15 protein-coding genes are annotated in these 17,272 nt (G+C 62.2%); 11 read left to right on the forward strand and 4 right to left on the reverse strand.

Annotated elements, in window-relative coordinates:
- Positions 1 to 4 precede the first annotated feature (4 nt).
- Entirely contained in the window at positions 5 to 1,063 is a 1,059-nt protein-coding gene (locus V1290_RS30605) for a hypothetical protein (protein WP_334367818.1), read from the forward strand.
- 68 nt (positions 1,064 to 1,131) lie between these two features.
- Here the strand turns inward: V1290_RS30605 and V1290_RS30610 are convergent, their stop codons facing one another.
- The gene (locus V1290_RS30610; protein WP_334367819.1) at positions 1,132 to 1,635 is read right to left on the reverse strand and encodes a hypothetical protein; all 504 of its coding nucleotides are present in this window, start codon (positions 1,633 to 1,635) and stop codon (positions 1,132 to 1,134) included.
- Between the two features lie 426 nt (positions 1,636 to 2,061).
- Here V1290_RS30610 and V1290_RS30615 point away from each other — a divergent pair, with 426 nt between their 5' ends.
- The 6 genes from V1290_RS30615 to V1290_RS30640 all read left to right on the forward strand — a co-directional run bounded on the left by V1290_RS30615 (position 2,062) and on the right by V1290_RS30640 (position 8,228).
- Positions 2,062 to 2,304, forward strand: coding sequence for a hypothetical protein (locus tag V1290_RS30615; protein ID WP_334367820.1), 243 nt, complete (start codon positions 2,062 to 2,064; stop codon positions 2,302 to 2,304).
- 186 nt (positions 2,305 to 2,490) lie between these two features.
- Complete coding sequence (gene hpnC, locus V1290_RS30620; RefSeq protein ID WP_334367821.1) at positions 2,491 to 3,369, forward strand: squalene synthase HpnC; 879 nt, start codon at positions 2,491 to 2,493, stop codon at positions 3,367 to 3,369.
- Positions 3,366 to 4,205: a presqualene diphosphate synthase HpnD gene (hpnD, locus tag V1290_RS30625; RefSeq protein ID WP_334367822.1), complete on the forward strand. Its 840-nt coding sequence runs from the start codon at positions 3,366 to 3,368 to the stop codon at positions 4,203 to 4,205. The genes hpnC and hpnD overlap by 4 nt, the downstream gene beginning before the upstream one ends.
- A complete protein-coding gene (gene hpnE, locus V1290_RS30630; RefSeq protein WP_334367823.1) occupies positions 4,205 to 5,458 on the forward strand; it encodes a hydroxysqualene dehydroxylase HpnE in 1,254 nt (417 codons plus the stop codon). The genes hpnD and hpnE overlap by 1 nt, the downstream gene beginning before the upstream one ends.
- 65 nt (positions 5,459 to 5,523) lie before the next feature.
- Positions 5,524 to 7,485 carry a squalene--hopene cyclase gene (gene shc / locus V1290_RS30635; protein ID WP_334367824.1) on the forward strand — a complete coding sequence of 654 codons (1,962 nt, stop codon included), beginning with the start codon at positions 5,524 to 5,526 and terminating at the stop codon, positions 7,483 to 7,485.
- A gap of 26 nt (positions 7,486 to 7,511) precedes the next feature.
- Positions 7,512 to 8,228, forward strand: a complete 717-nt coding sequence (locus V1290_RS30640; protein WP_334369224.1) for a phosphorylase — start codon at positions 7,512 to 7,514, stop codon at positions 8,226 to 8,228.
- 91 nt (positions 8,229 to 8,319) lie between these two features.
- Here V1290_RS30640 and hpnH read toward each other — a convergent pair whose 3' ends face one another.
- On the reverse strand, positions 8,320 to 9,480 hold the full coding sequence (gene hpnH, locus V1290_RS30645) for an adenosyl-hopene transferase HpnH (protein ID WP_334367825.1): 1,161 nt from the start codon (positions 9,478 to 9,480) through the stop codon (positions 8,320 to 8,322).
- Between the two features lie 41 nt (positions 9,481 to 9,521).
- A complete protein-coding gene (ispH, locus tag V1290_RS30650) occupies positions 9,522 to 10,448 on the reverse strand; it encodes a 4-hydroxy-3-methylbut-2-enyl diphosphate reductase (protein ID WP_057848041.1) in 927 nt (308 codons plus the stop codon).
- 448 nt (positions 10,449 to 10,896) lie between these two features.
- Here ispH and V1290_RS30655 point away from each other — a divergent pair, with 448 nt between their 5' ends.
- Positions 10,897 to 13,485, forward strand: a complete 2,589-nt coding sequence (locus V1290_RS30655; RefSeq protein ID WP_334367826.1) for an MMPL family transporter — start codon at positions 10,897 to 10,899, stop codon at positions 13,483 to 13,485.
- Here the strand turns inward: V1290_RS30655 and V1290_RS30660 are convergent.
- Positions 13,453 to 14,118, reverse strand: coding sequence for a DUF2147 domain-containing protein (locus tag V1290_RS30660; RefSeq protein ID WP_334367827.1), 666 nt, complete (start codon positions 14,116 to 14,118; stop codon positions 13,453 to 13,455). The two genes, V1290_RS30655 and V1290_RS30660, sit on opposite strands and share 33 nt — an antisense overlap.
- Positions 14,119 to 14,220: 102 nt before the next feature.
- Here V1290_RS30660 and hpnO point away from each other — a divergent pair, with 102 nt between their 5' ends.
- The 3 genes from hpnO (at position 14,221) to V1290_RS30675 (ending at position 17,272) form a co-directional block, all read left to right on the forward strand.
- On the forward strand, positions 14,221 to 15,612 hold the full coding sequence (gene hpnO / locus V1290_RS30665; protein WP_334367828.1) for an aminobacteriohopanetriol synthase HpnO: 1,392 nt from the start codon (positions 14,221 to 14,223) through the stop codon (positions 15,610 to 15,612).
- A gap of 69 nt (positions 15,613 to 15,681) precedes the next feature.
- Positions 15,682 to 16,089, forward strand: coding sequence for a GFA family protein (locus tag V1290_RS30670; protein WP_334367829.1), 408 nt, complete (start codon positions 15,682 to 15,684; stop codon positions 16,087 to 16,089).
- 205 nt (positions 16,090 to 16,294) lie between these two features.
- Positions 16,295 to 17,272, forward strand: a complete 978-nt coding sequence (locus tag V1290_RS30675; protein ID WP_442895087.1) for a Bug family tripartite tricarboxylate transporter substrate binding protein — start codon at positions 16,295 to 16,297, stop codon at positions 17,270 to 17,272.

Consider the following 17,272-nt stretch of genomic DNA (forward strand, 5'->3'; position numbering starts at 1 on the left):
AGGAATGACGTCTGCAGGATTAGCCGCTCGCCCTGCGGCCGACGCCGCCGCCTACCGCGCGGTCGAACACATCTATCATTCCTATCTCACCGGGCTGATCCTGATGCTGGCGTCGCGGGTCGGCGCGCCGCGCGCGGCCGAGGTGGTATTTCGCACCTTCCGGCGCCAGCAACTGGCGCGCTTCCTTCCCGGATTGAAGAAGCTCGGCCTCGACCAGCTTCCGCATGCGGTCGCGTGCGCCCAATATCACTATCTGTCAAACCAGGTCGGCGGCGTGAAGGTCGAATATGTCTACGAGAGCGACACCAAGGCCTGGGTGCGCTATCCACCGCCGCGCTGGATCTGGTCCGGCACGGCCATTTGCGGAATCCCCTCGGAAGTCTCGCGGGCGATGTTGCGCGGATGGCATGCCAACAACGGCGTCGTGCTCGGCAATCCCAGGCTCGGCTTTGTCTGCACGGGCCAGACCGTTGACGGTCAGCCGGGGCTCGAAGGTTACTACAAGGAATGGGATCACGATCTCGCGCCTGAGGAGCGACTGCAGTTTTCGCCGGGCGAACGCTGTCCGCCGTTCCGTGCCGAAGTCGCGCCGCGCCTGCCGGAGAATACATGGCCGGAGGAACGGCTGCAGAAGGTGCTTCGCAATTATGCGATGGAGTACATCATCTCGGTCGTTCCGGAGACGATTGCCGTGCTCGGACCGGAGGAGGGCGGCCATCTCGCCGGCGCCGCGGCGCGGCTCGTCGGGATGCACACCTTCGACGACGTCGCTGCGCTGTTGGGTGGCGTGGAGGCGGGGGCGGTGGGTTTCGCCAAGGCCTTCGCCCGACTTGCGCGGGGGCAGGACGATGATGCGGAACTGCAAGTCGAAGGCTCGGGCGCAACCGTGCGCCAGACTTCGTGGCGCCTGATGACGGGACGTGAAGCGCTGTCGCCTCAAGTGTTCGATGCCTGGAACGAATTGTGGGTGGGGGCCGCGCTCGCGCATGATCGCTTCATGCGTCTCGAGGTGACGGAACGCCGCGACCGCGGCGAAGCGCATTGGGCGTGGCAATTCCGCTGAGCTGCCGAAAATAAAAATGGCGGCACCCGGGGAAGCCGCCCTTGGCGCTACTGCTTCCAAGAACCGTATCAGGTCCTGGTCATCGTGATCTTGACGCCGCGGATCTCGCCCTTGGAGTCGATCTGCACGCTCTGCTTGTTGCCGGTGGTGCGCAGATTCAGGTTGGCTGCAAATCCCGATGCTTCGACAAACACGTCGATCTGGCCACCACCGGCGGTGCCCTGCAGATTGCCGAAGATGTTTCGGCTCTTTTCGCTCCAGTTGCCCGAAATGCGTTCTCCCTGGCTGGTGACATCGCTCGAGAGATCGAACTTGTAGCTGTCGCTGGCGCAGTGCAGGTTTTGCTTCAGGCCAAGCCCGTTGGCGTTGACCTTGTAGTCGGCCTTGCAGCGGATGTTCTCGGTGGTGCCGTTGGAGAGCGCGACCGTGCCTGTGCCGCTCCAGTTTCCATCAAAGCCGGCAAACGGGCCGCCCGCCTGCGCATGGCTTTGAGCGATCGACAACATCAGCGCGGCGCCGACGCCGGCCGTTGCAAGAGCCTGACAGAGCAAGCTGGAACCAAACAGTTTCATCGTGAGTCATCCCCTCAAATAGACGTTCTTCGTAAAGATAGGTCTCGCCGCATCGAAGATTTAGTGTTCCCGCAGTATGTTAGGTTCAAATGACCGGGATGCTGTTTCCGGCGGTCGCGGCAGGAAGAAACGCCGCAAGCGACCGAAGGGAATCAAGGCGTTGCATCAGCTCCGTCGGCGCAGCATCTAGCTTCGCGCTAGATCGTCTGCAAGAACCAATTTCCAAGAAAGTGTGGCAGAAATACACTTTAGATATCAGCCGGTTATTTATCGCGCTGAGATCGCCGTAAATTTAGCCGCATTTGCCATGCTTGTCCTGTACACGTTGCTGCGTTACGCGGCACCTGCCATCCAAACAAATCCGCCCGGCGAAGCCGAAACGCAAATCGGGAACGGGATTTCATGCTGCCGAAATGAAGGAATACGATGCGTAAATCTCTCCTGGCCCTCACCTTGTTGTCGATCTCGATTTCTACGAGCGTCTTCGCCCAGCAGCCGCAGCAGCGCAGCGGAACGGCGGAGGAGCAGAAGGCCTGCACCCGTGACGTGCAGAAGCACTGCCGTCCGGTCATCGACCAGGGCGACCTCACGATCCTGGCCTGTCTCAAGGAGAATCGCTCCAAGATCAGCGCGGCCTGCAACACGGTTCTCAAGAACAACGGCCAATAAGGCGCTACGCCCGTCAATCCTCGCGGAAAAAGCCATGTTCGGCTCTATGACGCGCGTCACGGGCGGGGTTAATAAGCCCATATAGCATTGGTTTTGGTAGCGTATTCCCCTATATGGGGCTCGCGATCTCGCATGCGCCGAGCGTCGGCGCATGCCGCCAATCCCGATTGATGTAGCCAGTTTTTGATGACCACCGCGAGCGACCTGCGATCCGGAAAGACCGACCGCGACGAGAATTTTCCTGTCGCGTCGTGGATCATTCATCCGCGTCACCGGGCGCTGATCCTCGCATTCTACAATTTCGTCAGGACTGCCGACGACATCGCCGACCACGCGACCCTTAGCGCGGAAGAAAAGCTGCGCTATCTCGACCTGCTCGAGGCCGAACTGCTCGGCAAGGGCGACACGCAAGCGGAGGCCGTCAATCTGCGCCGTGCCTTGGCCGAGCGCGCGATGGCGCCGCGCCATGCGCTCGACGTGCTGGTCGCGTTCCGGATGGACGTTACCAAGCTGCGCTACGAAAACTGGGACGACGTCATTCATTATTGCCGCTATTCGGCCATGCCGGTCGGTCGTTTCATGCTCGACGTTCATGGCGAGAGCACCTCGACCTGGGCCGCTTCCGACGCGCTGTGCGCGGGCCTACAGATCAACAACCATTTGCAGGACTGCGGCAAGGACTACAAAAACCTCAACCGCGTCTACCTGCCGCGCGATGCGTTGGCAGCAAGCGGGGCCACCGTCGAGATGCTGGGCGAGGGGAAATCGCAGCCGGCGCTGTTGCAATGTCTCCATGCGCTCGCGGTGCGGACTGAAACCCTCCTCAATGGAAGCAGGTCGTTGAGTGTCGCGGTAAAGGATTTTCGGCTCGGACTCGATATTGCAGTGATCCAGGCATTTGCCGACAAGATCGTCGGCATGCTGAAAGTGCGCGATCCGCTCAGCGAGCGCGTGCATTTGAGCAAGCTGGAGTTGCTCGGCCATACCATCGGCGGCATCGCCGGCGAGGTCACCCGCCGCGCGATTGGACGCCGTCCCCAGGCAAACCCGGCGGCCGACGCATGACGTTGCATCCGGCGGCGGCCAACGCAGATTACGGTGCCACCGCGTCCGGCAGCTCGTTCTACGCCGCGATGCGCATCCTGCCGCGCGACCAGCGCGAGGCGATGTTCCAGATCTACAGCTTCTGCCGTCAGGTCGACGACATCGCCGATTCCGACGGCCCGCGACCCGAGCGGCTGGCCGCGCTCCAGCAATGGCGCGACGATATCGATGCGCTGTATCAGGGGCACCCACCGCCGCGTCTGCAAGACTATGCCGCGTCGGTCAAAACCTTCGGTCTCAAGCGCGAGGATTTTCTCGCCGTCGTCGACGGCATGGAGATGGACGTGCCGCAAGACATCCGGGCGCCGGATCTTGCGACCCTCGATCTCTATTGCGACCGCGTCGCCAGCGCCGTCGGGCGACTGTCGGTGCGCGTGTTCGGCCTGCCCGAGGAAGACGGCATACTGCTCGCCCACCACCTCGGGCGCGCGCTGCAGTTGACCAATATCCTGCGCGACATCGATGAAGACGCCGGCCTCGGTCGCCTCTATCTGCCTCGCGAAGGCCTGCTGCTTGCCGGCATCACGACCGACGATCCGCAGCGGGTGATCGTCGATCGCGCATTGCCGAAAGTATGCCTGCCGCTGGCCGAGCGCGCGAAAAAGCATTTCGAGAAAGCCGACGAAATCATGAAACGCAATTCGCGGCGCGTGGTGCGCGCGCCGCGGATCATGTCGAAATATTACCGCGCGATCCTGGACTTGCTGCTGGCCCGGGGCTTTGCCGCCCCGCGCGAGCCGGTCCGCGTCCACAAATGGGCGAAAATCGCCATCCTTCTCCGATACGCGATCATCTGATGCAGAAAAACGTTCATATCATCGGCGCCGGCATTTCCGGCCTTTCAGCGGCCGTGCGGCTCGCCAACGCCAATTACCGGGTGCATGTCCACGAGGCCACCCAGCAGGCCGGCGGCCGTTGCCGGTCCTATTTCGATGGAGCCACCAACCTCACGATCGACAACGGCAATCATTTGCTGTTGTCCGGCAACCGTCATGCGCTGGCCTACGCCAAATCGATCGGCACCGAGACGGGGCTGGTCGGGCCAAAGCTTGCGCAGTTTCCCTTTGTCGACATCTCAACCGGCCAGCGCTGGCAACTCGACCTTGGCGACGGCAAGTTGCCGTTGTGGGTGTTCGACCAGGCGCGCCGCGTCCCCGATACGAAGCTGTTCGATTACCTCGCATTGATGCCGCTGATCTGGGCAGGTACCGACAAACTGGTCGGCAATGCGATCCCCTGCAAGGGCACGCTGTACCAGCGGCTGGTGCAGCCGCTGCTGTTGGCCGCGCTCAATGTCGATCCGCCGGAGGGTTCGGCGGGCCTAGCCGGCGCGATTGTGCGGGAAACGCTGCTGGCGGGTGGGCATGCCTGCCGGCCGCTGATCGCGCGCGATGGCCTCAGCGCCGTGCTGGTCGAGCCGGCGATCAAGCGTTTGCAGGACAAGGGCGCCTCGATCCAACTCGGCCATGAGCTGCGCGAACTCGTGATGAAGGGGAGCCATATCGGCGAGCTGAAATTCGTTGGCGACAGCATCGCGCTCGGCCCCGACGACGTCGTGGTACTCGCAGTGCCGCCGCGCCCTGCAGCGGCGCTGCTGCCGGGATTGAAGACGCCGTCGAAATTCCGCGCCATCGTCAACGCGCATTTCCGCTTCGATCCGCCCAAGGATGCGCCGCCGATTCTAGGCGTCGTTGGCGGGCTGGTGGAGTGGCTGTTCGCATTCCCGCAGCGGCTGTCGGTCACCATCAGCAATGGCGACCGGCTCGTCGACATGCCGCGCGAAGAACTCGCGCTGGCGATTTGGCGGGATGTCTGCAAAGCCGCCGGCCTGCCGGGCGAAACTCCATTGCCGCCCTGGCAGATCGTGCGCGAGCGCCGCGCGACCTTCGAGGCGACGCCGGAGCAGAACGCACTGCGGCCGGGGGCGGTGACGTCCTTCAAAAACCTGTTTCTCGCCGGCGACTGGACTGATACCGGATTGCCGGCAACCATCGAGGGATCGGTACGGTCGGGCGATCGCGCCGCCGATCTGGTCCTGGCGAGGCGTTAGGCCTGAGGACGAGTTGCGTGACCGGCTTCACAGAGCCCGTCGCGAACATAGGGATGTATAGCGAAATGCTTGCCATCGACAAAGCAAACACCGTCGACCCCGTTGCCCTGGAAAAGAGCATCTCTTCCGCGACCGAGGCGCTGTTCGGTTACCGCCAATCCGACGGACACTGGGTATTCGAGCTGGAAGCCGACAGCACCATCCCTGCCGAATACATCCTGCTGCGCCACTATCTCGCCGAGCCCATCGACAGTGAGCTCGAAGCCAAGATCGCGAACTATCTACGTCGCACCCAAGGCAATCATGGCGGGTGGCCGCTGGTGCAGGATGGCCCGTTCGACATGAGCGCCAGCGTCAAATCCTATTTCGCGCTGAAGATGATTGGCGATTCCGTCGATGCGCCGCATATGGTGCGCGCGCGCGAGGCGATCCGCTCCCGCGGCGGTGCTGCCCGCGTCAACGTTTTCACGCGGTTTCTGCTGGCGTTCTACAGTGTATTGACTTGGCGCGCGGTGCCGGTGCTGCCGGTCGAGATCATGCTGTTGCCGATGTGGTCGCCGTTCCATCTCAACAAGATCTCCTATTGGGCGCGCACCACGATCGTGCCGCTGATGGTGATGGCGGCGTTGAAGCCGCTGGCGAAGAATCCCAAGGGGGTCGGCATCGACGAGTTGTTCCTGCAGGATCCCAAATCGGTCGGGATGAACGCGAAGGCGCCGCATCAAAGCTGGGGCTGGTTCACGCTGTTCAGCGCGCTGGACAAGATCCTGCGCGTGGTCGAACCATTGTTTCCGAAGAAGCTGCGCCAGCGCGCGATCGACGCCGCGCTCGCGTTCACCGAGGAGCGGCTCAACGGCGAAGACGGCATGGGTGCAATCTATCCGCCGATGGCCAACATCGTGATGATGTACGACGCGCTCGGCAAGGGACCGGATTATCCGCCGCGTGCGGTCACCCGCAAGGGCATCGACAATCTGCTCGTGATCGGCGAGCACGAAGCCTATTGCCAGCCCTGCGTCTCCCCGGTGTGGGACACGGCGCTGACCTGCCATGCGCTTGCCGAGGCCGGCGGCGAGGACACGCTCAAGAAGATGAAGCAGGGTCTCGACTGGCTGAAGCCGCGGCAGGTGCTCGAGCTCAAGGGCGACTGGGCGGCGAAGGCGCCCAACGTTCGTCCGGGCGGCTGGGCGTTCCAGTACAACAACGACTATTATCCCGATCTCGACGACACCGCCGTGGTCGTGATGGCAATGGACCGGGCGCGCCGGCAGACCGGCAGCAAGGAATACGATCAGGCGATTGCGCGCGGCCGCGAGTGGATCGAGGGGCTGCAGAGCCGTGATGGCGGCTGGGCTGCCTTCGACGTCAACAACCTTGAATATTACCTCAACAACATCCCGTTCTCCGATCACGGCGCGCTGCTCGATCCGCCGACCGAGGACGTCACCGCGCGCTGCATCTCGATGCTGGCTCAGCTCGGCAAGACCGCGCAAACCAGCAAGGCGGTCGCGGACGGCATTGCCTATTTGCGCCGCACCCAGCTCACGGAGGGCTCCTGGTACGGCCGCTGGGGACTGAACTACATCTACGGAACCTGGTCGGTGCTGTGTGCGCTCAATGCCGCCGGCGTGGACCACCAGGACCCCATGATTCGGAAGGCGGCGGACTGGCTGGTTTCGATCCAGAACCGGGATGGCGGCTGGGGCGAGGATGCGGTCAGTTACCGACTCGATTACAAGGGATATGAGCAGGCGCCGTCGACCTCCTCGCAAACGGCATGGGCTTTGCTTGGATTGATGGCGGCCGGTGAGGTGGAACATCCGGCCGTCGTGCGGGGCGTGGAGTACCTAAAAGCCACACAGACGGAGAAAGGACTGTGGGATGAGGCGCGCCACACGGCTACAGGCTTTCCGCGGGTGTTTTACTTGCGGTATCATGGCTACTCGAAGTTCTTTCCGCTCTGGGCGCTGGCGCGGTATCGGAATTTGAGAAGCACCAACAGCAGGGTGGTAGGGGTCGGGATGTGACTTTGGAGGCGGGGGCCGCCGCGATCGTGGACAATTCGGTTGATCGCAATTCGAATGATCCGCGACCGGTTTTGATCGTTACAGGATTGGTGCAGGAAGCCCGCATTGCGGCCGGGCCCGGCATGATCGTCATCTGCAGTTCCAGCGACCCGCAACAATTGCGCGCACTGCTGGCAACGCTGGATTCTACCACTTTCAGGGGTGTGATCTCGTTCGGCGTCGCCGGCGGGCTCGATCCGTCGCTGAAATCGGGCGATGTGGTGGTGGCGACCGAGGTTCTGGCCGGCGATACCCGGTTTCTGGCAGGCCTGGCGCTGAACGAGGAAATGATTACCCGCGCGGCGCTGCGCCGCCGGCGCGTGGTCCGTGGCATTCTTTCGGGTGTGGAACAGGTGATCGCGGCGACCGCCTGCAAGGCCGCGCTGCATTCGGAGACCGGGGCGGCGGCGGTCGATATGGAAAGCCACATCGCGGCGGCCTATGCGGCCGAGGCCGGGCTTCCGTTCGCGGCGCTGCGGGTCATCTCCGATCCGGCCACCAGGGCGCTTCCGGCGCTCGCCAAGAGCGCCATCAAGCCGAATGGCGACATCGACCTCGGCAAGGTGCTGCGCGGGGTGGCGCGCAATCCCGCCACGCTGCGTGCGCTGGTCTCCACGGGCCTTGATTTCAACCGCGCGCTGCGCTCGCTGCGCGGCTGCCGTGGTTTCCTGCACGGCGAGAGCTTTGCCATGGCGGAGGCCTGAGGCAGGCTTCAGGGTTTTCGAAGGCTCAAAAAACAAAAGGGCCCCGGTTCGCTCAAGAACCGGGGCCCTTTAAACTTGTTTCCGTGCTCGCTCAGGCGGCGGTGGAGGCCTTCGCCTGCTGTTTGGCGGCGGCAGCAGCCGCCTCGTCGCGGCGGATTTCCGACAGCTTCTTCTGAACCTGTTCGGAGAAGATGTACTGCGCCGGGCGCTGGTTGGAGAGGTCGATCTCGGGCGCCATCGGACCCGAGGTGCGGACGCCCCGCAGCGCGACCCACATCGCCTTGAAGGGACTGGTCAGCGCGGCGTTGGCAGCGGTCGGCTCATAGCCGCAATGCGCCATGCAGTCGGCGCACTTCTCGTAACGGCCGGTGCCGTAGGAATCCCAGTCCGTGGTCTCCATCAGCTCCTTGAAGGTCTTGGTATAGCCCTCGCCGAGCAGGTAGCAGGGCTTCTGCCAGCCGAAGATGTTGCGCGCCGGCATGCCCCAAGGCGTGCATTCGTAGGACTGGTTACCGGCCAGGAAGTCGAGGAACAGGCCTGAATGCATGAAATTCCACTTCTTGCCCTTGCCGAGCGCAAAGACGTCGCGGAACAGTTTTTTAGTCTTGGTGCGGTTGAGGAAGTGCTCTTGGTCCGGAGCGCGCTCATAGGCGTAGCCCGGCGACATCGAGACGCCGACACCGAGTTCGGTGGTGAAATCCAGGAACTTCGCGATGTCTTCGGCGGCGTGACCGTCGAAGATGGTCGCATTGACGTTGACGGTGAAGCCGCGCGCTTTTGCGGCCTTGATGGCGGAAACCGCGCGATCGAACACGCCCTTCTGCGACACCGCCTTGTCGTGGTGGTCCTTGAGGCCGTCGAGATGCACCGAGAAGAACAAGTACGGCGAGGGCTCGAACAGATCGAGCTTCTTTTCGAGAAGCAGCGCGTTGGTGCAGAGCGAGACGAACTTCTTGCGCGCCACGAGGCCGCGCACGATCTCGCCGATCTCCTTGTGGATCAGCGGCTCGCCGCCGGGGATTGCCACCATCGGCGCCCCGCATTCGTCGGCCGCATCCCAGCATTCCTGCGCGGTCATGCGGCGGTTGAGGATCGCATCGGGGTAGTCGATCTTGCCGCAGCCTACGCAGGCGAGGTTGCAGCGGAACAACGGCTCCAGCATCAGCACGAGCGGGTAGCGCTTCCGGCCGAGCAGCTTCTGCTTCATCAGATAGCCGCCGATACGCATTTCCTTGAAGAACGGTATTGCCATTTTGGAGATTTTCTTTCTGGACCTGTAAATCTTGAAGTGGATCAACCCGCAGTCAGTTCGGCCGGAAGCCGGAACTCGATATTTTCCTCCCGGCCGGGCAGCACCGAGACCGTGACGGGTCCGATACGCCTCAAAGCCTCGATCACGTCGTCGACCAAAACTTCGGGCGCCGATGCGCCCGCCGTAATGCCGACAGCCTTTGCATCCTTCAGCCAATCAGGGTTCAGCTCGCTCCCGTCGGCAATGAGATAACTCGCGACGCCGACCTCGGTGCCGATTTCACGAAGCCTGTTTGAGTTGGAACTATTGGCAGCCCCCACCACCAAGATGACGTCCACCAGCTTACTCAGGTCCCTTACCGCAGATTGGCGGTTCTGTGTCGCATAGCAGATATCCCGGATGTCGGGGCCTTGAATATCTGTAAATTTGGCCTGAAGGGCGGCGATTATGTCTTTTGTGTCGTCCACGCTGAGGGTGGTCTGGGTGATATAGGCCACCGGGGCATCGGTCGGCAGCGGCAGGGCCGCCACGTCATCGACGTTCTGGACCAGGAGAACCGGGCCCGGAACCTGGCCCATGGTACCCTCGACCTCGGGATGGCCGGCATGGCCGATCAGGACCAGGGTCCGGCCCTTGGACATATACCGTTTACCCTGATTATGGACCTTGGTGACCAGCGGGCAGGTGGCATTGAGGACCGGCAGGCCGCGGGCCGCGGCCTCTTCCTCGACGCTTCGGGCCACGCCATGGGCGCTGAACACGGTTACCGCAAGCGGCGGCACCTCCGACAGGTCCTCGACGAAGATCGCGCCCTTGGCCTTCAGGCTCTCGACCACGTATTTGTTGTGCACGATCTCGTGCCGGACATAGACCGGCGGGCCGTATTTCTCAAGCGCACGCTCAACGATTTCGATGGCACGCACGACGCCCGCACAAAATCCGCGAGGCTGCGCTAGATACACTTCCATTGGATGTCCATTACGCAAGTTGCACCAAATACCGAATTCGCAAATTCACCCGAAGGCCTCCGTGCAGCCGATCACACTCCGGATATTTGCAATATCCGCACCATGGCTGGTTCCCGCAGGTAATCCCCATACTAGGCACATGGAAGCGCAGGACTATGTGTCAAAAATTGTGCGGATAGAAAAGGTGGATCGCGCAATGGTTACCGGACGTTGGGTATTTAGATACCGATAAATGCGCTGCCCGGACGGTTGTTCCTACCGGTTCGTCACTTTATCGCCCACCCGGACCGGCTATACCGGCGCCCGAACGCCCGTTCCGGTCTGTTGTGGCGACTTCGCTTGAACCCTCGGCGAAGTAACCAAAACAACATTAGATCGGCTGCGGGAACTCCGCTAGACAGCGGGGCGTTTTCGCCGAGCTCTCCTTTTAGATTTAGAAAGAAACGAAGTGCTGACCAGTGTTGTTGTCGCCGTTGTCAGAACCTGTACGCGGTTTGCCACTCTCGTCGTCATCGTCTCCCTGCTTCTGGCGGTCGGGGGGGCCTACTATGCCGCCCGGCATTTCGCCATCAACACCGACATCAATACGCTGATTTCGCCCGACCTCGACTGGCGCAAGCGCGATAATCAGTTCGAGCAGGCCTTTGACCGTGAAAAGCTGATTCTGGCTGTCGTCGAGGCGCCGAGCCCCGAGTTCGCCAGTGCGGCTTCCAAGGCGCTGGCCACGAAGCTGTCCGGCGACACCAAACATTTCGAATCGGTGCAGCCGCTCGGCTCCGGCGAGTTCTTCGAGAAGAACGGGCTGCTGTTCCTGCCGGTGGAAGAAGTCGGCAAGGTCGCCGGCCAGCTCGAAGCCGCAGCGCCCCTGATCGAGATCATGGCCGGCGATCCTTCGATTCGCGGCCTGACCGGCGCGTTGGAAACCGGGCTTGCCGGTGTCAAGCGCGGGCAGGTCAAGCTCGACAATACCGAGCGCCCGTTCAACCTGATCAGCCAGACGGTCGAGGATATCCTGAGCAAGGGGATGGCGACGTTCTCCTGGCGCGAGCTCGTCAGCGACAAGCCTTTGACTGATGCCGACCGCCGCGCCTTCATCGAATTCAAGCCGAAGCTCGATTACAATGCGCTCGAACCCGGCAAGGACGCGACCGACGCGATCCGACGGGCCGCGACCGACCTCGATTTCGCGGGCCAGTACAGCGCCCGCGTCCGGCTGACCGGCCCGGTTCCGATCGCCAACGAGGAATATTCGACCGTGCAGGACGGCGCGATCGTCAACGGCGTCGCAACGGTGCTTATTGTCCTCGTCATTCTCTGGATGGCGCTGCACTCAGCGAAGATCATTTTCGCGGTGTTCGTGAACCTGTTCATCGGCCTGGCGCTGACGACTGCGGTCGGCCTGATGATGGTGGGATCGCTGAACCTGCTGTCGATCGCCTTTGCCGTGCTGTTCGTCGGCCTCGGCGTCGATTTCGGCATTCAATTCAGCGTCCGCTACCGTTCCGAGCGTTTCAAGAACGAAGATCTGGCTCTGGCGCTGGAGAGCGCGGCCCGACGTTCGTCGGTGCCGCTGTCGCTTGCCGCGATGGCGACCGCTGCCGGCTTTCTTTGTTTCCTGCCCACCGACTACAAGGGCATTTCCGAACTCGGCAAGATTGCCGGCGCCGGTATGCTGATCGCGTTCATCTCGAGCATCACGGTGCTGCCAGCCATGCTGAAGCTGCTTCACCCGCCCGGAGAAAGCGAGCCTGTCGGTTACGCGTTTCTGGCGCCGGTCGACGAGTTCCTCGAACGGCACCGCGTCATCATCGTCGCCGGAACGCTGCTGCTCGTGGTGGCGGGCCTGCCGCTGCTCTACTTCATGAAGTTCGACTTCAACCCGATCAACCTGCGCAATCCGAAGGCCGAATCGATCGCGACCTTCCTCGACCTGCGCAAGGATCCCAACACCGGCGCCAACGCCATCAACGTGCTGACCAATTCCGAAGCCGAAGCGAAGAAGATCGAGGCGCGGCTGGAGAAGTTGCCGGAAGTCCTTCGCGTGATGTCGATCGACAGCTTCGTGCCCGAAGACCAGCCAGCCAAGCTCCAGTTGATCGGAAAGGCAGCGAAGGTCGTCGGTCCCGCGCTCAATCCCGACTCGGTCGACGCGGCGCCCACCGATGAGGAGAATGTGGAGGCGCTGAAGAGTTCGGTCGACAGCTTGCGCAGGGCCGCGGGCGACGGCAAGGGGCCGGGCGCGGTTGCCTCGCGAAGGCTGGCCGATGCATTGTCGAAGCTTGCCGGAAGCGACCAGGCGACGCGCGACAAGGCCCAGGACATCTTCGTCGCCCCGCTCAAGATCGTGTTCGACCAGCTCAGGAACACGATGCAAGCCGGGCCGGTGACGCTGAAGACGCTGCCGCCGGAACTGTTGAATAGCTGGAAGTCCAAGGACGGGCTGATCCGCGTCGAGGCGCTACCGAAAGGCGATCCCAACGACAACGACAATTTGCGCCGCTTTGCCGATGCGGTGCTGGCTGCCGAGCCGAACGCGATCGGCGGACCGGTGTCGATCCTCAAATCCGGCGACACCATCGTGAAGGCGTTCATTCACGCCGGCATCTGGGCGCTGGTGGTGATCAGCCTGTTGTTGTGGCTGACGCTGCGGCGCGTCACCGACGTGCTGATGACGATGGTGCCGCTATTGGTGGCCGGCGCGGTGACGCTGGAGCTCTGCGTGCTGATCGAACTGCCACTCAACTTCGCCAACATCGTAGCATTGCCGCTGCTGCTCGGCGTCGGCGTCGCCTTCAAGATCTATTACGTCGTGGCCTGGCGCGAGGGCAGAAATAACCTGCTGCAGTCGAGCCTGACGCGCGCGATCTTTTTCTCTGCGCTGACGACTGCGACCGCTTTCGGAAGCTTGTGGCTATCCAGTCATCCCGGCACCGCCAGCATGGGAAAACTGCTGGCGCTGTCGTTTGTCATCACGCTTGCTGCGGTTTTGCTGTTCCAGCCGGCACTAATGGGCAAACCGCGCGATGTCGGGCAATAAGCAGATGTCGCCGATATCGCCGGACTGGGCGGCCGCCTGTTTCTGACCGGGCGCGGCCTTCGGCGCGGGCGCAGGATTTACCGCACCCGTGGTCTTCGGCGGCGCCGGCGGGGCGGCTGGCGCTGCGGTCTTGGGCGCTGCGCCGGATGCACCCTTCGGTGCGCCCTTGGCCATGCTGTTGGTGGGGCTTAAGGGGATCGGCGGACCGACACGGGTCCAGGTTTCGCCGCCGCAGAGGAAGCCGAGCACGCAGCCTTGAATCTCGAGCTGGTCGGTCCCGACCGGCTTGATGGTCGCGCTGTAGTTTTGTCCGTCCTTGGCGTTATAGACCTCACCCTCCCACGCATCGACGCCGGACTTCTTCTTCATGTCGATCAGGATTGGCATGCCCAAAGTCGGCCGGCTCTGCTTAGAGGCATCCGGATTGTTCTTGTCCTTGCCGCCCGGCATCTTTTCCCAGGCAACGACGCCCCACATGTTGCCGTTGCATTGGGCAACGCGAATGTTGGCAACACCGTCGGCCACTTTCCAGTCACCGGTGGGATCGGCGGCCAGCGCCGCATTAAGACCTGTGGCTAAAATGATTCCCGAATAAACTATTGTGCGCGCGACAGTTCTTAGGCAGTGCAACATGGTTCGAACCTGTGTTTAAGTAGATGATCCGAGCGAGAGGTCAAAACGCCGCATTGAGCGTTTTCAGTTGACGAAACAGCCATCAACCGACGTATGTAGCCGATGCCAGATTCATATCTAGACGTTTCCGGGCTGATTGTAGAGCGGCAGGCGCAGCGCAGTTCCATGCATGCGCGCCATCTGAACGAGCAGCTCGTCCGAGTGCTGAAGACCATCGGCTACGATGTGGGCTTTCAGAAGGGTCAAGGACAATACCTGTTCGATCGTGACGGGGCCCGCTATCTCGATCTACTCAGCGGATTTGGCGTTTTTGCGATTGGCCGCAATCATCCGGCGCTGCGTCTGGCGCTGAAAAGCGTGCTCGACAGCGATTTTCCCAATCTGGTGCAACTCGACGTCTCGACGCTCGCGGGCGTGCTGGCGGAGCGCCTGCTCGAACATGTTCCATATCTGGACAAGGTGTTCTTTGCCAATTCCGGCGCCGAGACCGTCGAAGCCGCAATCAAGTTCGCGCGCGGTGCGACCGGCCGTCCCGGCATCGTCTCCTGCTCGCATTCCTTCCACGGCCTGTCCTACGGCGCGCTGTCGCTGATGGACGATGCGAACTTCAGAGGCGGCTTCGAGCCGCTGCTGCCGGGATGCACGCAGATACCTTTCAACGATCTCGCCGCGCTCGAGCAGGCATTGTCCTCGCGCCAGGTCGCAGCCTTCATTGTCGAGCCGATCCAGGGCAAGGGCGTCAACATGCCCTCGGATGAATTTTTGCCGGGCGCTGCCGCGCTGTGCAAAAAATACGGCACGATCTTCATTGCCGACGAAATCCAGACCGGTATCGGCCGCACCGGAAAATTCCTCGCGGTCGAGCACTGGAATGTCGAGCCCGACATGGTGCTCTTGGCAAAGGCGCTGTCGGGCGGTCACGTGCCAGTCGGCGCGCTGCTGACCCGCAAGTCCATCTTCGACAAGATCTTCAACCAGATGGATCGCGCGGTCGTGCACGGCTCGACTTTTTCGAAGAACGATATGGCGATGGCCGCCGGTATCGCCACTCTCGATGTGATCAAGCAGGAGAAACTTGTCGAGCAGGCCGCCAAGCGCGGCGCCGAGCTTCGCCTTGCACTGACCCGCATGGTGCCCGGCTATGAACTGCTGAAGGAAGTGCGCGGCAAGGGATTGATGATCGGCATCGAGTTCGGTCCGCCGAAATCGCTGAAGCTGAAGGCTTCCTGGAATCTGCTGGAGACCGCAAATAAAGGCCTGTTCTGCCAGCTCATCACCGTACCGCTGTTCAAGGATCACAAGATCCTGACGCAGGTCTCCGGCCACGGCAGCCACACCATCAAGCTGCTGCCGCCGCTGGTGATCACGGAAGAAGATTGCACCTGGATCGAAAAATCGTTCGACGACGTCATTGCCGCGAGCCACAAGGTCCCCGGCGCGATCTGGTCGCTCGGCAAGACGCTGGTCGACAACGCCGTCAGGAAGTCGGCGTAGTCGCGCAAGCTCTCGTAGCTGCGTAGCCCCGTTGGCTTCATCCGGGCCACGATCTTATCGGAGGTGATCATGGTCAACGTCACCGGCGGCTGTCATTGCGGCGCGATTCGCTACGAGATCGCGGGCGACCCCATCGTTCATGCATTGTGTCACTGCACCGATTGCCGCCGCCACGCCGGCGCGCCAATGGTCGGATGGTCGATGTACCCGGAGAATGCGCTCAAGGTGACGAAGGGCACGCCGAAACTCTATGAGTCCTCCGAACATGGCCGGCGGCAATTCTGCGCGGACTGCGGCACGGGATTGTTCTACACCAATGCGAATATCATGCCCGGCATCGTCGACATCCAGAGCGCGACCTATGACGATCCCGACGCCGTGCCGGCGATGATGCACATCCAGACCGCAGAGCGCATTCACTGGATGGAGCGAGCACACGAACTGCCCACCTTCGAGCGCTATCCGCCGCCGCCATAGCGGCCGCTGCAAGGATAGTCTTACTGTGTTTGAGAAGCGGTGAGCGTCTGGCGCGCCGAACGAAAGCCCTGTCAGTCGCGCTAACGCGAAAGCATTTCGCCTCTCCCTGACGAAAATCGGTATCCAATTTTCCCGATCATGCTCTAGGATGCGCGCGCCGAGCGGTCGCAAAGAGCCGCCGGCGCGTGTTGTCGGAGGAAGCATGATGGAATATCAGCGTCGCCAGTTCTTGCAGCTCGTCGCCGGTGCGGCTGCGCTCCCCGTTACGTCAAGCATCGCAAGTGCGCAGGCCTATCCATCGCGGCCGGTTCGCCTCGTGATCGGCTATACGCCCGGCGGCTCGGCGGACCTCACCTCGCGGCTGATGGGGCAATGGCTGTCGGAAAAGCTCGGGCAATCCTTCGTGATCGAGAACCGGCCGGGCGGCGGCACCAATATCGCAACCGAGCAGGTGCTGCGTGCCACGCCCGACGGCTACACGCTGCTGCTGGTGGCGCCGGCGAATGCGATCAACACTACGCTCTACGACAGGCTGCCGTTCGATTTCATGAAGGAGATGGAGCCGATCGCCGGCATCATTCGCTTTCCCAACGTCGTGGTGGTGCACCCCTCGCTGCCGATCAAGTCGATTCCCGAGCTGATCGCCTATGCCAAGGCCAATCCGGGCAAGCTCAACATGGCATCGTCAGGCAACGGCTCCACGATCCACATGTCGGGCGAACTGTTCAAGATGCTGACTGGGATCAACATGCAGCATGTGCCGTACCGCGGCGGCGCGCCGGCGCTCACCGACATGCTTTCCGGTCAGATGCACGTCATGTTCGACAACCTTCCGACCTGCGCCGAGCACGTCAAATCCGGCAAGCTGCGCGGGCTTGCGGTCACCAGCACGACGCGCTCGGACGTGCTGCCGGATTTGCCGCTGGTCGCGGATTACCTGCCGGGCTACGAGGCAAGCGCCTGGTACGGCCTCGCCGCGCCAAAGGGCACACCGCCGGAAATCGTCGACAGGCTCAACAAGGCGGTCAACGAAATCCTCGCCGACCCCAAGGCAAAGGCCCGCTTTGCCGAGATCGGCGCCATCCTGCTGCCGGGCTCGCCCGCCGATTTCGGCAAGCTGGTAGCGGATGAGACCGAGAAATGGGGCAAGGTGGTCAAGTTCGCCGGCGCGAAGGTGGACTAG

Origin of the sequence: Bradyrhizobium sp. AZCC 1578 (assembly GCF_036924675.1) — a bacterium.
Taxonomy (GTDB): domain Bacteria; phylum Pseudomonadota; class Alphaproteobacteria; order Rhizobiales; family Xanthobacteraceae; genus Bradyrhizobium.

What these genes read in the sequence shown, in the direction of transcription:
- V1290_RS30670 (WP_334367829.1), top strand. Translation starts at nt 15,682, where the DNA reads ATGGTCAACGTCACCGGCGGCTGTCATTGCGGCGCGATTCGCTACGAG.
- hpnO (WP_334367828.1), top strand. Translation starts at nt 14,221, where the DNA reads ATGCCAGATTCATATCTAGACGTTTCCGGGCTGATTGTAGAGCGGCAG.
- V1290_RS30675 (WP_442895087.1), top strand. Translation starts at nt 16,295, where the DNA reads ATGGAATATCAGCGTCGCCAGTTCTTGCAGCTCGTCGCCGGTGCGGCT.
- V1290_RS30610 (WP_334367819.1), bottom strand. Translation starts at nt 1,635, where the DNA reads ATGAAACTGTTTGGTTCCAGCTTGCTCTGTCAGGCTCTTGCAACGGCC.
- hpnH (WP_334367825.1), bottom strand. Translation starts at nt 9,480, where the DNA reads ATGGCAATACCGTTCTTCAAGGAAATGCGTATCGGCGGCTATCTGATG.
- hpnE (WP_334367823.1), top strand. Translation starts at nt 4,205, where the DNA reads ATGCAGAAAAACGTTCATATCATCGGCGCCGGCATTTCCGGCCTTTCA.
- hpnD (WP_334367822.1), top strand. Translation starts at nt 3,366, where the DNA reads ATGACGTTGCATCCGGCGGCGGCCAACGCAGATTACGGTGCCACCGCG.
- V1290_RS30615 (WP_334367820.1), top strand. Translation starts at nt 2,062, where the DNA reads ATGCGTAAATCTCTCCTGGCCCTCACCTTGTTGTCGATCTCGATTTCT.
- shc (WP_334367824.1), top strand. Translation starts at nt 5,524, where the DNA reads ATGCTTGCCATCGACAAAGCAAACACCGTCGACCCCGTTGCCCTGGAA.
- V1290_RS30660 (WP_334367827.1), bottom strand. Translation starts at nt 14,118, where the DNA reads ATGTTGCACTGCCTAAGAACTGTCGCGCGCACAATAGTTTATTCGGGA.
- V1290_RS30605 (WP_334367818.1), top strand. Translation starts at nt 5, where the DNA reads ATGACGTCTGCAGGATTAGCCGCTCGCCCTGCGGCCGACGCCGCCGCC.
- hpnC (WP_334367821.1), top strand. Translation starts at nt 2,491, where the DNA reads ATGACCACCGCGAGCGACCTGCGATCCGGAAAGACCGACCGCGACGAG.
- ispH (WP_057848041.1), bottom strand. Translation starts at nt 10,448, where the DNA reads ATGGAAGTGTATCTAGCGCAGCCTCGCGGATTTTGTGCGGGCGTCGTG.